This is a genomic window from Rhodococcus sp. (in: high G+C Gram-positive bacteria) (assembly GCF_049591685.1).
In the GTDB taxonomy this organism is placed as follows: Bacteria; Actinomycetota; Actinomycetes; order Mycobacteriales; family Mycobacteriaceae; genus Rhodococcoides.
Window position 1 is genome coordinate 1 of sequence record NZ_JBAWFH010000163.1, and the last position, 15,515, is coordinate 15,515.

Consider the following 15,515-nt stretch of genomic DNA (forward strand, 5'->3'; position numbering starts at 1 on the left):
GGAGCACCGGCTGCGCAGCCTGCGAATGAGTCTTTCCGGGCATGACCGCAGCGGGGTGCGCGGCAGCCTGCGAAGCAAGAGCGTCGACGACGTCGAGAACACCCGCCGACACCCGCCGCACAGCGTCGCGAAGCCACATTCGGAACAGCGTCGCAACCTGGTCGTTGCGCGACCGGCCCGCGCGCAGCCGTCCGCCCACCTCCGGGCCGACGCGATCGATCAGCCCGCGTTCGAGCGCGCCGTGCACGTCTTCGTCCGACTCGGCGGCGGAGAAATCACCCGAGGCTACGTCGGCGGCGAGGCGATGCAGACCGTCGAGCATGGTGGACAGGTCCGCTTCGGTGAGCAACCCCGCACCTGCGAGAACCCTGGCGTGGGCCATCGACGCCCTGATGTCGTAGGGCGCGAGAACCCAGTCGAAGTGTGTCGACTTGCTGAGCGCTGCCATCGCCTCTGCGGGTCCGGACGCGAAACGTCCGCCCCACAGCGAACCCTCGTTGGTCTTCTGACTCATTCGATCGCACCTGTCTGCGCCGGAAGGGCGCCTCTGCCGCGCTGCGCGGCGATCTTGGACGAAAGACCGTGCAGCTGAACGAAACCCTTGGCGGACGACTGGTCGAACGTGTCACCCTCGTCGTACGTTGCCAGGTTGAAGTCGTAGAGCGATTTCCCGCTGCGGCGCCCGTTGACGCTGATCGAGCCGGCGTGTAGCGCGAGGCGGATCTCGCCCGTCACGTGTTCCTGGGTGTGGTCGGTAAAGGTGTCGAGCGCACCCTTGAGGGGCGAATACCACAGGCCGTCGTAGACCAACTCGGCCCACTTCTGGTCCGTGTGCCGCTTGTACCGACCGAGTTCGCGCTCGAGAGTGACGTGTTCGAGCTCCTCGTGCGCGCGGATGAGCACCATCGCACCGGGCGCCTCGTAGATCTCACGACTCTTGATTCCGACAAGACGATCCTCGACCACATCGAGCCTGCCGACACCCTGCGCTCCGGCCCGGGTGTTGAGTTCCTGAATGGCCTCGAGCACCGAGACCGGCCGACCGTCGATGCTGACGGGGCACCCCTTGTCGAAGCCGATGATCAACTCGTCGGGAGCAGTCCAGTTGGCGCTCGGATCCTGGGTGTAGTCATAGACATCTTTGGTCGGCGCATTCCACAGATCTTCGAGGAAGCCGGTCTCGACGGCGCGCCCCCACACGTTCTGGTCGATCGAGAACGGGGACTTCTTGCTGACGTTGATCGGAATGGCGTTCTCCTCGGCGAACGCGATCGCCTTCTCCCGTGTCCAGGCGTAGTCACGGACGGGTGCGAGCACGTCGAGTTCGGGCGCGAGCGTGTTGAAGCCGACCTCGAACCGCACCTGATCGTTGCCCTTGCCGGTGCAACCGTGAGCGACGACCGTGCCGCCGTGTGAGCGCGCAGCGTCGACGAGATGCTTGACGATCAGCGGCCGGCTGATCGCCGACACCAGCGGGTACCGATCCATGTAGAGCGCGTTGTTGCGAATAGTCGGCAAGCAGTAATCTTCGGCGAACTCGTCGCGAGCGTCGACGACCACGGATTCCACTGCCCCGCAATCGAGTGCACGCTGCCGCACCACCTCCATGTCCTCGCCGCCCTGACCGAGGTCGATGGCAACGGCGACGACCTCCTTGCCGGTCTCCTTACCGATCCAACTGATGGCAACGGAAGTGTCCAGTCCGCCCGAGTAGGCGAGGACGACGCGTTCGGCCATGGTGTGTGTACTCCTCGATGGTTGCTGCGCATTGGTTCTCGCCCTTTTCGCTCTCGTTCGAACGAGCGCGATCATTCTTGACGTTTGGCGAGTTTCTCTATCTTGGCCGCGAGTTCGCTGCCGGTGAGCGGCTCGCGGGCGATCACCAGAATGGTGTCATCTCCGGCGACGGTTCCCACTATGTCCTTCAGCGACGCCCGGTCGAGCGCGCTCGCCAGGTAGTGCGCCGCGCCGGGAGGGGTCCGCAGTACAGCTTGGTTGCCACTGGCGTCGGTGGATACGAGGAGATCGCTCAGCAGCCGCGTCAACCTGCCGGTCCCGCCGTTGACGCCGCGCACCGGGCTGCCGTCCTCGGGAACGATGTAGACCCCGGCTCCGCCGTCGGCTGCGCGGAGCTTGACCGCCCCCAGTTCGTCGAGATCACGCGACAGAGTCGCCTGGGTGACATCGATTCCCTCGAGGGCGAGCAATGTGGCCAGCTCCGGTTGACTGCGCACCTGATGAGTGGACAGCAGCGAAATGATACGAGCCTGCCTTCCCGCGCGCGTGGACGCCGTCTGTGGTGCCGACGGAATCGAAGGGAGGCCGTCCGACGGAATCGACGGCAGGCCGTCCGGAGGCACCGACGGCATGTCCATGGGGGACACCGGCGGTGTGCTCCCGGAACACGCCGAGGACACCTCCTCGTTCACGGTCGTCGTGCCTGCTCGATCAGCCAGACGAGCAGCGCCTTCTGGGCGTGCAGGCGATTTTCCGCCTCGTCCCAGACAACACTGTTCGGCCCATCGAGCACCTCGTCGGTGATCTCTTCGCCGCGGTGAGCCGGAAGGCAATGCAGAACAACTGCATCGGGCTTCGCCTTGGACAGCAGCTCGGTATCGATCCGGTACGGCCGGAAGGGGGCGACACGGTCGAGACCGTCGTTCTCCTGCCCCATCGACGTCCACGTGTCGGTGACGAGGGCGTCGGCGCCCGAAGCAGCCTCGTGGGCGTCGTCCGTGATCTCGATGCTCGCTCCGGTCTCCTCGGCGCGCGCCCTCGCGGCGTCCAGGACGAACCCGAGCGGAGCGAATACCTTCGGCGCAGCGATGGTGACGTCGATGCCAGCCGTCACGCCACCGATGAGCAGCGAGTGCGCCATATTGTTGGCACCGTCTCCGAAGTACGCGAGCTTCAAGCCCTTCAGGGTGCCTTTGCGCTCCGCCAAGGTCTGGAGGTCGGCCAGCACCTGACACGGGTGGAACTCGTTGGACAACGCGTTGACGATCGGCACGGTCGCACCCGTGGCCATTTGTTCGAGCCGCTTCTGCCCGAACGTGCGCCACACGACGGCTTCGACGTACCGCGAGAGCACGCGGCCGGTGTCTTGCAACGTCTCCTCGCGACCGAGCTGCGTGCTCTGTCCGTCGACGACGACAGCGTGGCCCCCGAGTTGCGCGATACCGATCTCGAAGGAGAACCGGGTGCGCGTGGAGTTCTTCTCGAAGATGACTCCGACACCCTGGGGACCTTCGAGAGGTCGCTGAGAAAACGGTGCACGCTTGAGTTCGGCTGCGAGAGCGAGAACTTCTCCCTGTTGCTGTGGAGTCAGATCGTCGTCGCGCAGGAAATGTTGGAGAGCCATCATTATTCCGTTTCGTCTGCTGTGTCGAGAATGGCGGGCAGTGCTGCGACGAACGAGGCGGCCTGCTCCTCCGTCAAGACGAGCGGCGGTGCCAACCGCAGAACGTCGGGTTGTGCTGCATTGATGAGGAACCCGGCGTCGCGCGCGGCCGACTCTGCTGCCGCAGCGACGGCCTTGGTGAGAACAACACCCAACAGCAGACCCGAGCCGCGAACGTGGTCGATCAGCGGGTGATTGAGTTCTTCGATGGAGTGCGTGATGACTTTGCCGAGCCGATCGGCGTGCGAAATGAGGTCGTCGTCCGCCAGGGTTCGGAGCACAGCGAGCGCCGCCGATGCACACACCGGATTCCCTCCGAACGTGGTGCCGTGCTTACCCGGATGCATCAGGGCACCGGCCTCACCGATACCGATGCACGCACCGATCGGAAGCCCTCCGCCCAGTCCCTTGGCGAGAGTGATGACATCGGGCACGATGCCGACGGCCTGGTGAGCGTAGAACCATCCGGTGCGGCCGATACCTGTCTGCACCTCGTCGAGAATGAGCAGTGCGCCATGCCGCGCAGTGATCTCACGTGCGGCCAGAAGATACCCCTCGGGCGGCACGACCACTCCGCCCTCGCCCATGATGGGCTCGAGGAACACTGCCGCGGTCTCGGAATCCACCGCAGCCTCGAGCGCAGCCACGTCGCCGTACGGGATGTGCTGTACGCCCGCAGGCATCGGCTCGAACGGTGCCCTCTTGGCCGACTGGCCGGTGAGCGCCAGAGCTCCCATCGTGCGGCCGTGGAACGCGTTTTCGGCGGCGATGATGTTGGGCCGACCCGTCAACCGAGCGATCTTGAACGCGGCCTCGTTGGCTTCCGTGCCGGAATTGCAGAGAAAGACGCGGCCGTGCACGCTGGCCCCGAGATGAGACAGGAGCTGCTCGGCCAACGCGATGCCCGGTTCCGTCGCGTACAAATTCGACGTGTGCCCCAGCGTGGACAGCTGCCGCGTCACGGCCTCGATCACCGCAGGATGGGCGTGGCCGAGAATGTTGACGGCGATGCCGGCCAGAAGATCGAGATACTGCTTCCCGTCCGCATCGGTGACAACTGAACCCTCGCCGCGCACCAGCGCCACCCGCGGGACACCGTAATTGTCCATCAGAGAATTCGACCACCGAGCCTGGAGGTCGACAGTGGAGGCGTGCTCGCTCATTGTTCGATTCCTGCTTCCGTGTTGGGCCGCACCATCGTGCCGATTCCCTCACCGGTGAACAGCTCCACCAGAACGGAATGCGGTATACGGCCATCGATGACGTGGGCGGAAGGTACGCCGCCCTGAATTGCGCGGAGGCATGCTTCCATCTTGGGCACCATGCCTGCGTCCAGTGCGGGAAGCAGCGCGGTGAGAGTATCGACGTCGATGCTCGAGGTGAGTGACGATCGGTCCGGCCAATCGGTGTACAGGCCTTCGACGTCGGTGAGCACGACAAGTTTCTCGGCACCGATTGCCTCGGCCAGCGCAGCAGCGGCGGTGTCGGCGTTGATGTTGTGCACCACACCGTCCGCATCGGGAGCGATGGTGGACACCACGGGAATGCGCCCAGCGCCGATGAGATCGAGCACCGCGTCCGGGTTGACCGACGTGACGTCGCCGACCAAGCCGATGTCCGTGGACACCCCGTCGACCATCACGGACCGCTTCGACGCGGTGAACAGGTGCGCGTCCTCCCCCGAGATGCCGACGGCATACGGGCCGTGACTGTTGATCAAGCCGACGAGTTCGCGGCCGACCTGACCGAACAGCACCATGCGGACCACATCCATGACCTCGGGCGTCGTGACGCGGAAGCCGCCGCGGAACTCGCCGGTCATGCCGAGCCGCGAGAGCATCGCGGTGATTTGTGGTCCACCGCCGTGCACCACGACCGGATGAAGTCCCACGGTCCGGAGAAACACCATGTCGGCGGCGAACGCCCGCTTCAGTTCGTCGTCGATCATGGCGTTTCCGCCGTACTTGACCACGATTACCTTGTCGTTGAATTTCTGCAACCACGGCAGCGCGCCGGCAAGGGTGATCGCCTTCTGCGAGGCCGTCAGATTCAATGCCGTCACGACGAGTACGCCGAGTTCTCTTCGACATAGGCGTGCGACAGGTCGGTCGTACGAATGGATACGGACGCGTCGCCCAAGCCGAGATCGATCGTCACCGCGATGTCTTCACCGGACAGGTCCACATCGCGAGCACCCGGAGTACCGACCCCGTCGATGCACACCGGACTTCCGTTGAAGGACACTGCAATTCGATCGGGGTCCAGCTCGATCGGCGCGATACCGATGGCCGCCAATACCCGGCCCCAGTTCGGGTCCGAGCCGAACAGTGCGGTCTTGACGAGGCTGTCCCGGGCAACGGTGCGTGCACCGATCAGGGCGTCGTCCTCGGAAACAGCACCCGACACCGTGACACGGACTCGTTTTGTAACACCCTCGGCGTCGGCCATCATCTGATCCGCGAGGTCGTCGCACACAGCGAGAACGGCTGCGTCCAACTCCTCCTGGGTTGGCTGCACGCCGCTCGCGCCCGAGGCGAGCAACAACACGGTGTCGTTGGTGGACGTGGCACCGTCGACGTCGAGACGGTCGTAGGACAGGCGAGTTGCATTGCGCAGTGCGATGTCCAACTGTTCTGCGGTCGCCACCGCATCGGTAGTCAGGACGCTGAGCATCGTGGCAAGCGACGGAGCGAGCATGCCCGCACCCTTCGCCATTCCGCCGACATTCCATTTGTCGACGTGGTGGAAGGCAGCCTGCTTGGGCACCGTGTCGGTCGTCATGATCGCGTACGCGGCGTCGGTGCCGCCCGAGATCCCGCCGGCGAGTTCGTGCACCACCTCGGTGACCCCGGCGATGAGCTTGTCCATCGGCAACCGGTCGCCGATCAATCCGGTCGAACACACCGCAACCTCCACCGCTCCGGTCTCGGTGCCCCAGTTGCTGAGCACATTCGCCACTTCCTCGGCGGTGCGGTGGGTGTCCTGAAATCCGCCCGCTCCCGTGCAGGCATTGGCGCCGCCCGAGTTGAGCACGACCGCACGCAGCGCACCGGTGCTCAGCACCTGCTGCGACCACAACACCGGAGCAGCTTTGACCTTGTTGCGAGTGAACACACCTGCGGCGGCGGTGTCGGGTCCCTCGTTGAACACCAACGCGAGATCAGGCTTGCCGCTCGCCTTGATACCGGCCGCGATACCGGCCCCGCGGAACCCGGCGGGGGCTGTGACACCCTGCGTGCGAACCAGTTTGCCCGCGTGCGACTGCGTCTCGGTCGAGCTGCTCACGGCGCCACTCCTACTGTAGAAAGACCATCCGTCTCGGGAATGCCCAGTGCGAGATTCATCGATTGCACCGCGCCTCCCGCGGTGCCCTTCGTCAGGTTGTCCATCGCCGCGATGACAACGAGCAAGCCGGCGTCGGTGTCGACGGACACACTGATCTGTACGGCGTTGGAACCCATGACGGCACCCGTCTGCGGAAGCCTGCCCGCAGGGAGCACGTGCACGAACGGCTCGGCCGCATATGCCTTTTCGTACACCTCGGTCGCCTGCTCCTGCGTAGCCGTTGTGACCGCACTGCACGTCGCGAGTATTCCGCGCGGCATCGGAGCCAAGACGGGGGTGAAGGAAACAGTCACCGGCTCCGGCGACAGCGCCGACAAGTTCTGCACGATTTCCGGATTGTGCCGATGCGCCCCCGCTATACCGTAGGCACGCACCGAACCCATGACCTCTGCACCGAGCAGGTCCGCTTTCGGCGCCCGCCCGGCTCCGGACGCACCGCTGACCGCCACCACACTGACCCGCGGCTCGATGACGCCCGCCGCGACCGCAGGAGCGAGCGCGAGGCTCGACACCGTCGGGTAACAACCGGGTACGGCGATGCGCGTGGCACCCACCAACTTCTCACGCAATCCGGGCAGTTCCGGCAGACCGTACGGCCAGGTTCCCGCGTGCGGAGACTGGTAATACTTTTCCCACGCAGCGCCATCGGACAACCGGAAGTCGGCACCACAATCGATGATGACCACAGATTCGGGCAACTGGGCCGCGATCTCGCCCGACTTCCCGTGTGGGAGGCCGAGGAACACAACGTCGTGACCGGCGAGTTCGTTCACCGTCGTCTCCGCCAGAACGCGATCCGCGAGGGGCAACAGATGCGGATGAAACTCACCGAGCGTCGCGCCGGCATTGCCCCCTGCCGTGAGAGATCCGATGACCAATCGCCCCGACAGCACACCCGGGTGCCCGAGCAGCAATCGCAGGATCTCGCCACCGGCGTACCCACTTGCTCCGGCCACGGCAATCCGCAATGGAGACGAGTCCACGTCGTCAGTCGATGCGTTCATGGATTGATTATGCACGACGATGCAAATTCATACATGAACCGGGGTCACCGATCCTTCATGGCTCGCCTGATTTCGTCGAGCTTCGCCCGGCCGGCGGCTTCCCGTTCGTTCCACTGTTCGTCCAGCGTACGACCCGCCGGTGTTCCGTGATCGAGTTCCTCCCGGCCCATCGCAGTGGTCGTCCGGTTCTCCACACGCTCGCGAACAGCGTCCCACGTGGGCACACCACCGTCGGTGAAGCCTGTCGGAGACTCGCTGCCGGTATTACCGGAGCTCAATCCACCGCCGATAGCACCGTCAATCCGGTTGTCGACCAGTTCTGCGTCGACGAACTCGGCATCGACGATGCCGAGCGATGGATCGCCCGGAACGCTGCCGAGCGGAGGATCCCCCAACGGCTGGTCAACGCGTGGTCGCGTCACATGCGGCACATGCGGCACATCGAGGTCGGGCACCTCACCGGGCGGCACTGCGGACGGCGACTCCCCCGCACCTGCTGTGTTCATCTCGGCCAGCAATGCCGATGCTGCCGCGCGGACCGGAGCCAGCGCGGGACGTCCCCCTACCGCGCCGAGCACCTCGCGCAGGATGTCGACATCCGGCCGTTCGTCCGAGCTGTATGTACTCATGGGCTCCACGCTACGGAAGTGGGCGACAACGAGGCAGGGGTTCGACGCCTACCGTCAGCCGCGGAGTTCCGCACCCACGGCAGCTCGCGCAGCAGCCACCGCAGCGTCACGCGCCTCGGTTGCCTGAGCCTCGGTCAACGTGCCTTCGGAACCGCGGAACACCAGCGAGAAAGCCAAGGACTTGCGGTTCTTCCCGACCTGCTCGCCTTCGAACACGTCGAACAGACGGATACTCTCGAGTAGCTCGCCCGCCCCGGACGTCAAAGCTCCTTCTACGGCCGCCGCCGGCACCGACTTGTCGACGACCACGGCCACGTCCTGCAGTACGGCCGGGAACGGCGACACGACAGGAGCCGGAAGGGATTCGACGATGGGCAGCGCATCGAGATCGAGTTCGACCGCGCAGGTGCGAGCAGGCAGCTGGGCGCGCTCGAGGACTGCCGGGTGCAATTCACCTGCGTGCCCGACGACGACGCCGTCGACCAGCAGCTCGGCGCAGCGGCCCGGATGCCACGGCAAGTATTGTGCCGCACGGAATTCGACGTCCACACCCGCGGCGACCGCCATGGTGCGGGCGGCGTCGAACGCATCCGATGCGTCGGCAGCTCGGCCCTGACCCCAAGGGCCGGACGGCTCCCGATGACCGGTCAGCACCGCACCTACATACACCGGCTGATGCGGCAACGATGCCCGAAGCCGGGCGATCTCCTCATCGGTCGGACGCGTGTGCACGGCGATCGCATCTACGGCGACCGTGTCGTCGCCCGGCCGGACAACCTGCGCGATCCCGAACAGCGACAGGTCACGCTGCCCACGTGCGACGTTGCGAGCAAGAATCTCGAGCAGCCCCGGAAGAATGGTTGTTGCCAGTTCGGGGCGATCCGCTTCGAGCGGGTTCAGTACGGACGTAGTGCGGCGGCGAACATCGTCCGCGGGCAACCCCCAGGTGTCGAAGACCCCCGTGGGAAGGAAGACAGTCGGGAGGACCTCGACGTAGCCAACGAATGCCAACGACTTTCCGACGGCTCGCTTACGCTTCTGGGCCGCCGTGAGCCCGCGACCGGCCGGAGCCGACGGGAGAATCGACGGGATCTTCTCCAGGCCTTCGAGGCGCAGAACTTCTTCGACCAGGTCGGCGGGCTGCTGCAGGTCGGGGCGCCAGGTCGGCGGAGAGACGATCAATTCGCCGTGGCCCGATTCGCTGACACCCACCTCGACATCGCACCCGATCTGAGTGAGTCGATGAGCCGCGACGCCGTTGCCGTAGGCAACCCCAGCGATGCGGTCGGGCAGGTCGATGTCCATTCGCACCGGGTCGAAGGCGTGGGGTCGACCGACATCGGTGTCAAGCGGCTCGACCTGCCCGCCGGCGATCTCGACGAGCAACCGAGCTGCCCGCTCCAGAGCAGCGACCGGCAGTGCCGAATCCACCGTCCGCTCGAAACGTTTGCTCGCCTCGCTCGACAGCTTGTGTCGGCGCCCGGTTCGGAACACCGCCAAGGGATCGAAGGTCGCGGCTTCGAGGATGACATCGACGGTGCCGTCACCGACTTCCGTGGACGCGCCGCCCATCACGCCGGCGAGAGAGATCGCGCCGGAATTGTCGGCGATCACCACATCCTCGGCGTCCAGGGTTCGCTCGACGCCGTCCAGGGTCGTCAGCTTCTCCCCGGCCCTCGCGCGCCGCACGACTATTCCTCCGTCGAGCTTGTTCGCATCGAACGCGTGTAGCGGCTGGCCGAGCTCGTGCAGAACATAGTTGGTGACGTCGACGGCAGCGGAGATCGGACGGATACCGGCCAAGAGAAGGCGTCGCTGCAACCACCACGGAGTGACGGCAGTCGGATCGATGCCTCTGACCTTGCGCAGCGCGAAGCGGGTTGCCCCCGATTCCGGCTCAACCCGCGCAGGCCATGCCTCACCCGCGGATGCCGCTTCCGAATTGCCCGGGCCGACCGCCGGGTCGGCGAACTCGAGGTCGAAACTGCTCGCTAATTCGCGAGCAAGACCGCGCACCGAGAACGCATAGCCGCGATCCGGCGTCACGTTGAGTTCGATGACCGAATCGTCGAGACCCAACACGGCCTTCGCGTCGGCGCCGGGTTCGGCCGTTCCCGCAGGAAGCACCAGGATGCCCGCGTGGTCGCGCCCGAGCCCGAGTTCCAGCGTCGAGCAGATCATGCCGTTGGATGTCTTGCCGTACGTCTCGCGCGCAGCTATCGCGAAATCGCCGGGCAGAACACTTCCGGGCAGCGCTGCGACGATCAGATCGCCTTCGGCGAAATTCCTTGCGCCGCAAACGATCTCCTGCGGCTCGTCGTTGCCGACGTCGACCAGACAGAACCTGATCGGCTTCTTGAACTCGGTCAGTTCGGTGATCGTCGAGACGCGACCCACGACCAGCGGACCGGTGACCCGATCGAGCGAGTCGAGTTCCTCCACCTCGAATCCGACCCGCACGAAACCCTCGTCGAGCTCCTCGGGTGTCACCTTCCACTGCGGCGCCGTGCGCTGCAGGACCTCGGTCAGCCAGGATTGTGGAACTCGCACGTCGGTGTCAGCTCTTTCTACGTGTCGAAAAACGAATGAGACGTCCGGTCGGTCAGGCGCCTACGCCGAAGGGCAACGTGAATCGAATGTCGCCCTCCACGATGTCCCTCATGTCCGGAATATCGTTGCGGAACTGCAGCGTTCGTTCGAGACCCATCCCGAAGGCAAAACCGGAGTACACCTCGGGGTCGATCCCGCTGGCGCGCAGCACCTTCGGGTTGACCATTCCGCAGCCACCCCACTCGACCCAGCCCGGCCCGCCCTTCTTCTTCGGGAACCAGACGTCGACCTCGGCCGAGGGCTCGGTGAACGGGAAGTAGTTCGGTCGCATGCGCGTCACCGTGTCCTCCCCGAAGAGCGCGCGAGCGAACGCGTCGAGCGTCCCACGCAGATTCGCCATCGTCAGCCCCTTGTCGATGGCGAGCCCTTCGACCTGATGGAACACCGGCGTGTGGGTCGAATCCAACTCGTCGGTGCGGAACGTTCGCCCCGGGCAGACGATGTAGATGGGAACCTCGCGCGAGAGCATCGAACGAACCTGCACCGGTGATGTGTGTGTGCGCAGCACCTGTCGTGAACCTTCCGGTGCAATGTGGAAGGTGTCCTGCATCGTGCGCGCTGGGTGGTCCGGCAGGAAGTTGAGAGCATCGAAGTTGAAGTGTTCGGTTTCGACCTCAGGACCTTCCTCGACCTCCCATCCCATTGCAACGAAGACATCGGCGACCTGGTCGGCGATGATCGTGATCGGATGACGCGCACCGATGGGGCGACGGTTCGACGGGAGGGTCACGTCGATCGTCTCGGCCACGAGAATGGCTTCGTCACGCTCGGCGAGCAGCACCTGGCGGCGTGCATCGAAAGCTTGCTGGACGCGGTCGCGAGCCAACTTGACCCGTTTGCCTGCGTCGGCCTTCTGATCGCCCGGGATCGAGCCCAGGGCGCGTTGTGCGAGAGCAAGGGGTGCGCGGTTGCCGATGTGCTCGATCTTCACCGACGTCAGGTCGTCCAGATCACGGGCGGCAGCGAACGCCGACTCCGCTGCGTCGGCCGCGGCGTCGAGCGCAGACGGCTCGAGCACGCTCGGATCGACTGGCTGGGCGTCGACGCCTTCTTTCTTCGCCACGAGATGTGCAACTCCTTGATGGTGTTTTTATGCGCGTGAAGACCACCCGCGATCCTAGGCGAGAGCTCACGTCACCCGCGTGGGGACCTGTGTTGTGCCCTCGCACTGGCGTGCAGGCAGATTGCGGCTGCGGTCGCAAGGTTCAGGCTTTCGGCACGCCCCCGGATTTGGATGGACACTCGATGGTCCGCCGACGCGGCGACAGCCGGGTCGAGACCGTGTGCCTCGTTGCCGAACAACCATGCGGTAGGCCCGCCGAGTAACTCGTCCGCATCATCGAGGCTCACCTCGCCGTCAGCGGCGGTCGCGAGGATGGTCAGACCAGCTGCGCGGAGTGCAGCGATTCCGGATTCCACCGACCTCTCGCGAGCGATGGGGAGATGAAACACACTGCCGGCCGACGCACGCACGCATTTGCCGTTGTGCGGATCCACCGCGTCGCCGAGAAGCACGACGGAGTCCGCTCCCATTGCGTCCGCGACCCGGATGACCGTTCCTGCGTTGCCGGGCTCGGAAACCTCGACCGGTACCGCCACGAGCCGGGCACCCACCGTCACCGCATCTGCGAACGGAACATCGACGGTGGTACAGACCGCAACGATTCCCGGCGGTGTCACCGTCTCCGAAAGCGCCTTCGCAGCTCGCTCGGTGATGCCATGAACAGGCACGCCCGATGTGCGCGCCAGGTCGATGAGCCGGCGGTTGCGTTCCTCCGAGTCCTCACGGAAGAACACCTCGACGGCGACGCCCGTGCCGATTGCCTCGCCGACCGAGTTTGACCCTTCGGCCAGGAATCGGCCGACCTTACGGCGCTCTGCCGCACGAAGGAGCTTGACAGCCGAAACGACCCGTGGGGTTCGCTCGGTGAGCGTGTCCACGGGTCGTTTCGGATCGAGATCGTCGTGCGCCTGATTGCTCAGGCTGCTTCTCCGGCAGGAGCATTGACGTCGGCGGGCAGAGCAGCCTTGGCGATGGCAACCAGTCCGGCGAAAGCCGCGATGTCCGACACAGCGAGCTCGGCGAGGATTTTGCGGTCGACCTCGACGCCCGCGGCCTTCAGGCCCTGGACGAAGCGGTTGTACGTGATGTCGTTGGCCCGAGCTGCAGCGTTGATACGCGTGATCCACAGCTTGCGGAAGTCACCCTTGCGCGCCTTGCGGTCGCGGTATGCGTAGGTGAGCGAGTGGAGCTGCTGCTCCTTGGCCTTGGTGTACAGACGTGAGCGCTGTCCGCGGTAGCCCTTGGACGCTTCGAGAATCGAACGGCGCTTCTTCTGGGCGTTGACCGCCCTTTTTACGCGTGCCACTGGTAAATCCTGTCGATCTGGGGGCTTCTAGAACCCCGAATGGTAATGGGAAGTCGACCACGACCGCTTACGAAGCCGGGTCGGCAAGGAAGTCCAGATCAGATGCCGAGCAGGCGCTTGATCCGCGGCACATCGGCCTTCTTGACAACTGCGACGCCGTCGAGACGACGGGTCACCTTGGTGGGCTTGTGCTCCAGCAGGTGGCGACGGCCGGCCTTCTGGCGCAGGATCTTGCCGCTGCCGGACACCTTGAATCGCTTCTTGGCGCCACTGTGGGTCTTCTGCTTGGGCATCGTTCCTCAGTTTCTGTAGTGCTCTTCGGTCTTGCTCGGCACAACTACGCCCGGATTGCATCGGGCGCCGTTGTCTTACTGGTATTGCTGTGGATCAGCTGCTCGGGGGCGATGCCGCCGCCGGCGTGTCTCCCGCAGCAGGCTCTGCTACCGGAGCCGGCGCACGCTGTGCGGGCGGAGCCGCTGCGCTCTCCTGCGCCTTGACGCGTGTCTTGGCACCCTTGTGCGGCGCCAGAACCATCGTCATGTTGCGCCCGTCCTGCTTCGCCGAAGTTTCGACAAAGCCGAGATCGGCAACATCCGCGCCCAAACGCTGCAGCAGTCGGAAGCCGAGCTCGGGACGGGACTGCTCTCGACCACGAAACATGATGGTGACCTTGACCTTGGACCCGGCCTCGAGGAAGCGAATGACATTGCGCTTCTTGGTCTCGTAGTCGTGGGCGTCGATCTTCGGTCGGAGCTTCTGCTCCTTGATGACGGTGAGCGTCTGATTCTTGCGCGATTCGCGCGCCTTCTGCGCTGCCTCGTACTTGAACTTCCCGTAGTCCATGATCTTGCAGACCGGCGGACGTGCGTCGGGAGCCACTTCTACGAGATCGAGATCGGCTTCGAGAGCCAAGCGGAGTGCATCTTCAACACGCACGATGCCAACCTGTTCACCGCCCGGTCCAACTAAACGAACCTCGGGAACACGGATGCGATCGTTGATGCGAGTCTCAGTGCTGATGGGGCCTCCTAGGTAGTGCGATGTGGGGTCGAGCCGACCGCCTGCCATTGGCACAGCCCGCCTGCCCGCGTCCTTCGACATTCGAAGCCGGAGGAACTAACTCCTACAACGAAAAAACCCCGCGCCAGCATTCCGCTGGCGCAGGGCCCGATGTCGACCGATCGACCGGCACCGACAGGTGCAGATCTCCTCGTACGAGGATGCACAACGAGCCGTGAGGCTCGATGCGCGACCGGACCGGAAACATCACTGACGCATCCGGTGGGAGTCGGGCTCCACTTGCTGCCTCCGTACGGTGCACCTCACAACAAGGAACACGTCGAAGACGGTCGTGAAGGAATGCTACCAGCCGTATGCGCCGACGAGAAATCGGCTCCGGTGAAGAACACCCTGCACACCCGCCGTGACATCCTCGACAGTATGACGAGCATCCCCGAAAAAGGTAGCGAAGGAACCGGCGATGGAGGCGACGTCCGCGAACTCGCCGACGTCCCCGCCGTCGAAGTTATCAGCCGCGCCGCAGTGATGTTGATGAGTTCGGCGGCCGAGAAGCTTGGTTTGTCCGAGGAGAACCCGTCGGACAGCCCCTACCTCGACCTCGACGAAGCGCGACGCGTCATCAACGCGCTCGCCGGCCTGGTCACCGCGTCCGTCGAATACCTCGGACCGCACGCCGGTCCGATTCGCGAAGGCCTGCAGGCTCTGCAGAAGGCGTTTCGCGAGACGTCCGCGCATCCTGACGAGCCGGGCAAGGGCCCGGGCGAGAAGTACACGGGCCCCGTGTACTGACCCACCGGCGATTCCGCCCACACGCATCGAATCTCTCGACGAGAACACACCAACGCGCCCGGTCTCACCGACCGGGCGCGTTGTGTATCTGCTGCCTGCTGCCGGACGGCCGAACGTCAGACCGCCGCGGCCTTGCGAGGCCGACGCTTCTTCGCGGGAGCCTTCTTCGGCTCGGGGGCGGGCTCACGCGTCAACGCCTCCTGCAAGAACTTGCCCGTGTAACTCTCGGGCACCGCTGCAACGTCTTCCGGATCACCCTCCGCCACGACCATACCGCCGCCGGACCCACCCTCGGGACCCATGTCGATGACCCAGTCGGACACCTTGATGACGTCCAGGTTGTGCTCGA

General features: G+C 64.9%; 17 protein-coding genes. 1 reads left to right on the forward strand and 16 read right to left on the reverse strand.

What is annotated here, in order from left to right:
* From WBQ44_RS06965 to infC, 15 genes are all read right to left on the reverse strand, one after another.
* On the reverse strand, positions 1–514 hold a 514-nt coding region (locus WBQ44_RS06965; protein ID WP_495565989.1), incomplete at its 3' end, for a lyase family protein.
* A complete protein-coding gene (locus WBQ44_RS06970) occupies positions 511–1,737 on the reverse strand; it encodes an argininosuccinate synthase (RefSeq protein ID WP_495565990.1) in 1,227 nt (408 codons plus the stop codon). The genes WBQ44_RS06970 and WBQ44_RS06965, both read right to left, overlap by 4 nt.
* A gap of 71 nt (positions 1,738–1,808) precedes the next feature.
* Positions 1,809–2,369 (reverse strand): arginine repressor, encoded by a 561-nt coding sequence (locus tag WBQ44_RS06975; RefSeq protein WP_495566002.1) that lies wholly within the window; start codon positions 2,367–2,369, stop codon positions 1,809–1,811.
* A gap of 56 nt (positions 2,370–2,425) precedes the next feature.
* Positions 2,426–3,361 carry an ornithine carbamoyltransferase gene (gene argF / locus WBQ44_RS06980; RefSeq protein ID WP_495566003.1) on the reverse strand — a complete coding sequence of 312 codons (936 nt, stop codon included), beginning with the start codon at positions 3,359–3,361 and terminating at the stop codon, positions 2,426–2,428.
* Positions 3,362–3,363: 2 nt separating this feature from the next.
* Positions 3,364–4,563, reverse strand: coding sequence for an acetylornithine transaminase (locus WBQ44_RS06985; protein WP_495565991.1), 1,200 nt, complete (start codon positions 4,561–4,563; stop codon positions 3,364–3,366).
* Entirely contained in the window at positions 4,560–5,462 is a 903-nt protein-coding gene (argB, locus tag WBQ44_RS06990) for an acetylglutamate kinase (RefSeq protein WP_495565992.1), read from the reverse strand. Before argB ends, WBQ44_RS06985 begins: the two co-directional genes overlap by 4 nt.
* Positions 5,459–6,685 carry a bifunctional glutamate N-acetyltransferase/amino-acid acetyltransferase ArgJ gene (argJ, locus tag WBQ44_RS06995; protein WP_495565993.1) on the reverse strand — a complete coding sequence of 409 codons (1,227 nt, stop codon included), beginning with the start codon at positions 6,683–6,685 and terminating at the stop codon, positions 5,459–5,461. The genes argB and argJ overlap by 4 nt, the downstream gene beginning before the upstream one ends.
* Positions 6,682–7,749: an N-acetyl-gamma-glutamyl-phosphate reductase gene (argC, locus tag WBQ44_RS07000; protein ID WP_495565994.1), complete on the reverse strand. Its 1,068-nt coding sequence runs from the start codon at positions 7,747–7,749 to the stop codon at positions 6,682–6,684. Before argC ends, argJ begins: the two co-directional genes overlap by 4 nt.
* A 44-nt stretch (positions 7,750–7,793) precedes the next feature.
* Positions 7,794–8,378 (reverse strand): hypothetical protein, encoded by a 585-nt coding sequence (locus WBQ44_RS07005; protein WP_495565995.1) that lies wholly within the window; start codon positions 8,376–8,378, stop codon positions 7,794–7,796.
* A gap of 54 nt (positions 8,379–8,432) precedes the next feature.
* On the reverse strand, positions 8,433–10,928 hold the full coding sequence (pheT, locus tag WBQ44_RS07010) for a phenylalanine--tRNA ligase subunit beta (protein WP_495565996.1): 2,496 nt from the start codon (positions 10,926–10,928) through the stop codon (positions 8,433–8,435).
* A 52-nt stretch (positions 10,929–10,980) separates the two neighbouring features.
* On the reverse strand, positions 10,981–12,051 hold the full coding sequence (gene pheS, locus WBQ44_RS07015; RefSeq protein ID WP_495565997.1) for a phenylalanine--tRNA ligase subunit alpha: 1,071 nt from the start codon (positions 12,049–12,051) through the stop codon (positions 10,981–10,983).
* 71 nt (positions 12,052–12,122) lie between these two features.
* The gene (locus tag WBQ44_RS07020; protein ID WP_495565998.1) at positions 12,123–12,929 is read right to left on the reverse strand and encodes a TrmH family RNA methyltransferase; all 807 of its coding nucleotides are present in this window, start codon (positions 12,927–12,929) and stop codon (positions 12,123–12,125) included.
* Positions 12,930–12,967: 38 nt separating this feature from the next.
* Positions 12,968–13,357, reverse strand: coding sequence for a 50S ribosomal protein L20 (gene rplT / locus WBQ44_RS07025; RefSeq protein WP_283507952.1), 390 nt, complete (start codon positions 13,355–13,357; stop codon positions 12,968–12,970).
* A gap of 98 nt (positions 13,358–13,455) precedes the next feature.
* Positions 13,456–13,650, reverse strand: a complete 195-nt coding sequence (gene rpmI / locus WBQ44_RS07030) for a 50S ribosomal protein L35 (RefSeq protein WP_008715923.1) — start codon at positions 13,648–13,650, stop codon at positions 13,456–13,458.
* Between the two features lie 94 nt (positions 13,651–13,744).
* On the reverse strand, positions 13,745–14,425 hold the full coding sequence (gene infC / locus WBQ44_RS07035; protein ID WP_495565999.1) for a translation initiation factor IF-3: 681 nt from the start codon (positions 14,423–14,425) through the stop codon (positions 13,745–13,747).
* A 372-nt stretch (positions 14,426–14,797) separates the two neighbouring features.
* On the opposite strand from infC, the gene WBQ44_RS07040 reads away from it, so the two are divergent.
* Complete coding sequence (locus WBQ44_RS07040) at positions 14,798–15,166, forward strand: DUF1844 domain-containing protein (RefSeq protein ID WP_495566000.1); 369 nt, start codon at positions 14,798–14,800, stop codon at positions 15,164–15,166.
* Between the two features lie 116 nt (positions 15,167–15,282).
* Here WBQ44_RS07040 and WBQ44_RS07045 read toward each other — a convergent pair.
* Positions 15,283–15,515 (reverse strand): hypothetical protein (locus tag WBQ44_RS07045; protein WP_495566001.1); only part of this gene is annotated, 233 nt, incomplete at its 5' end.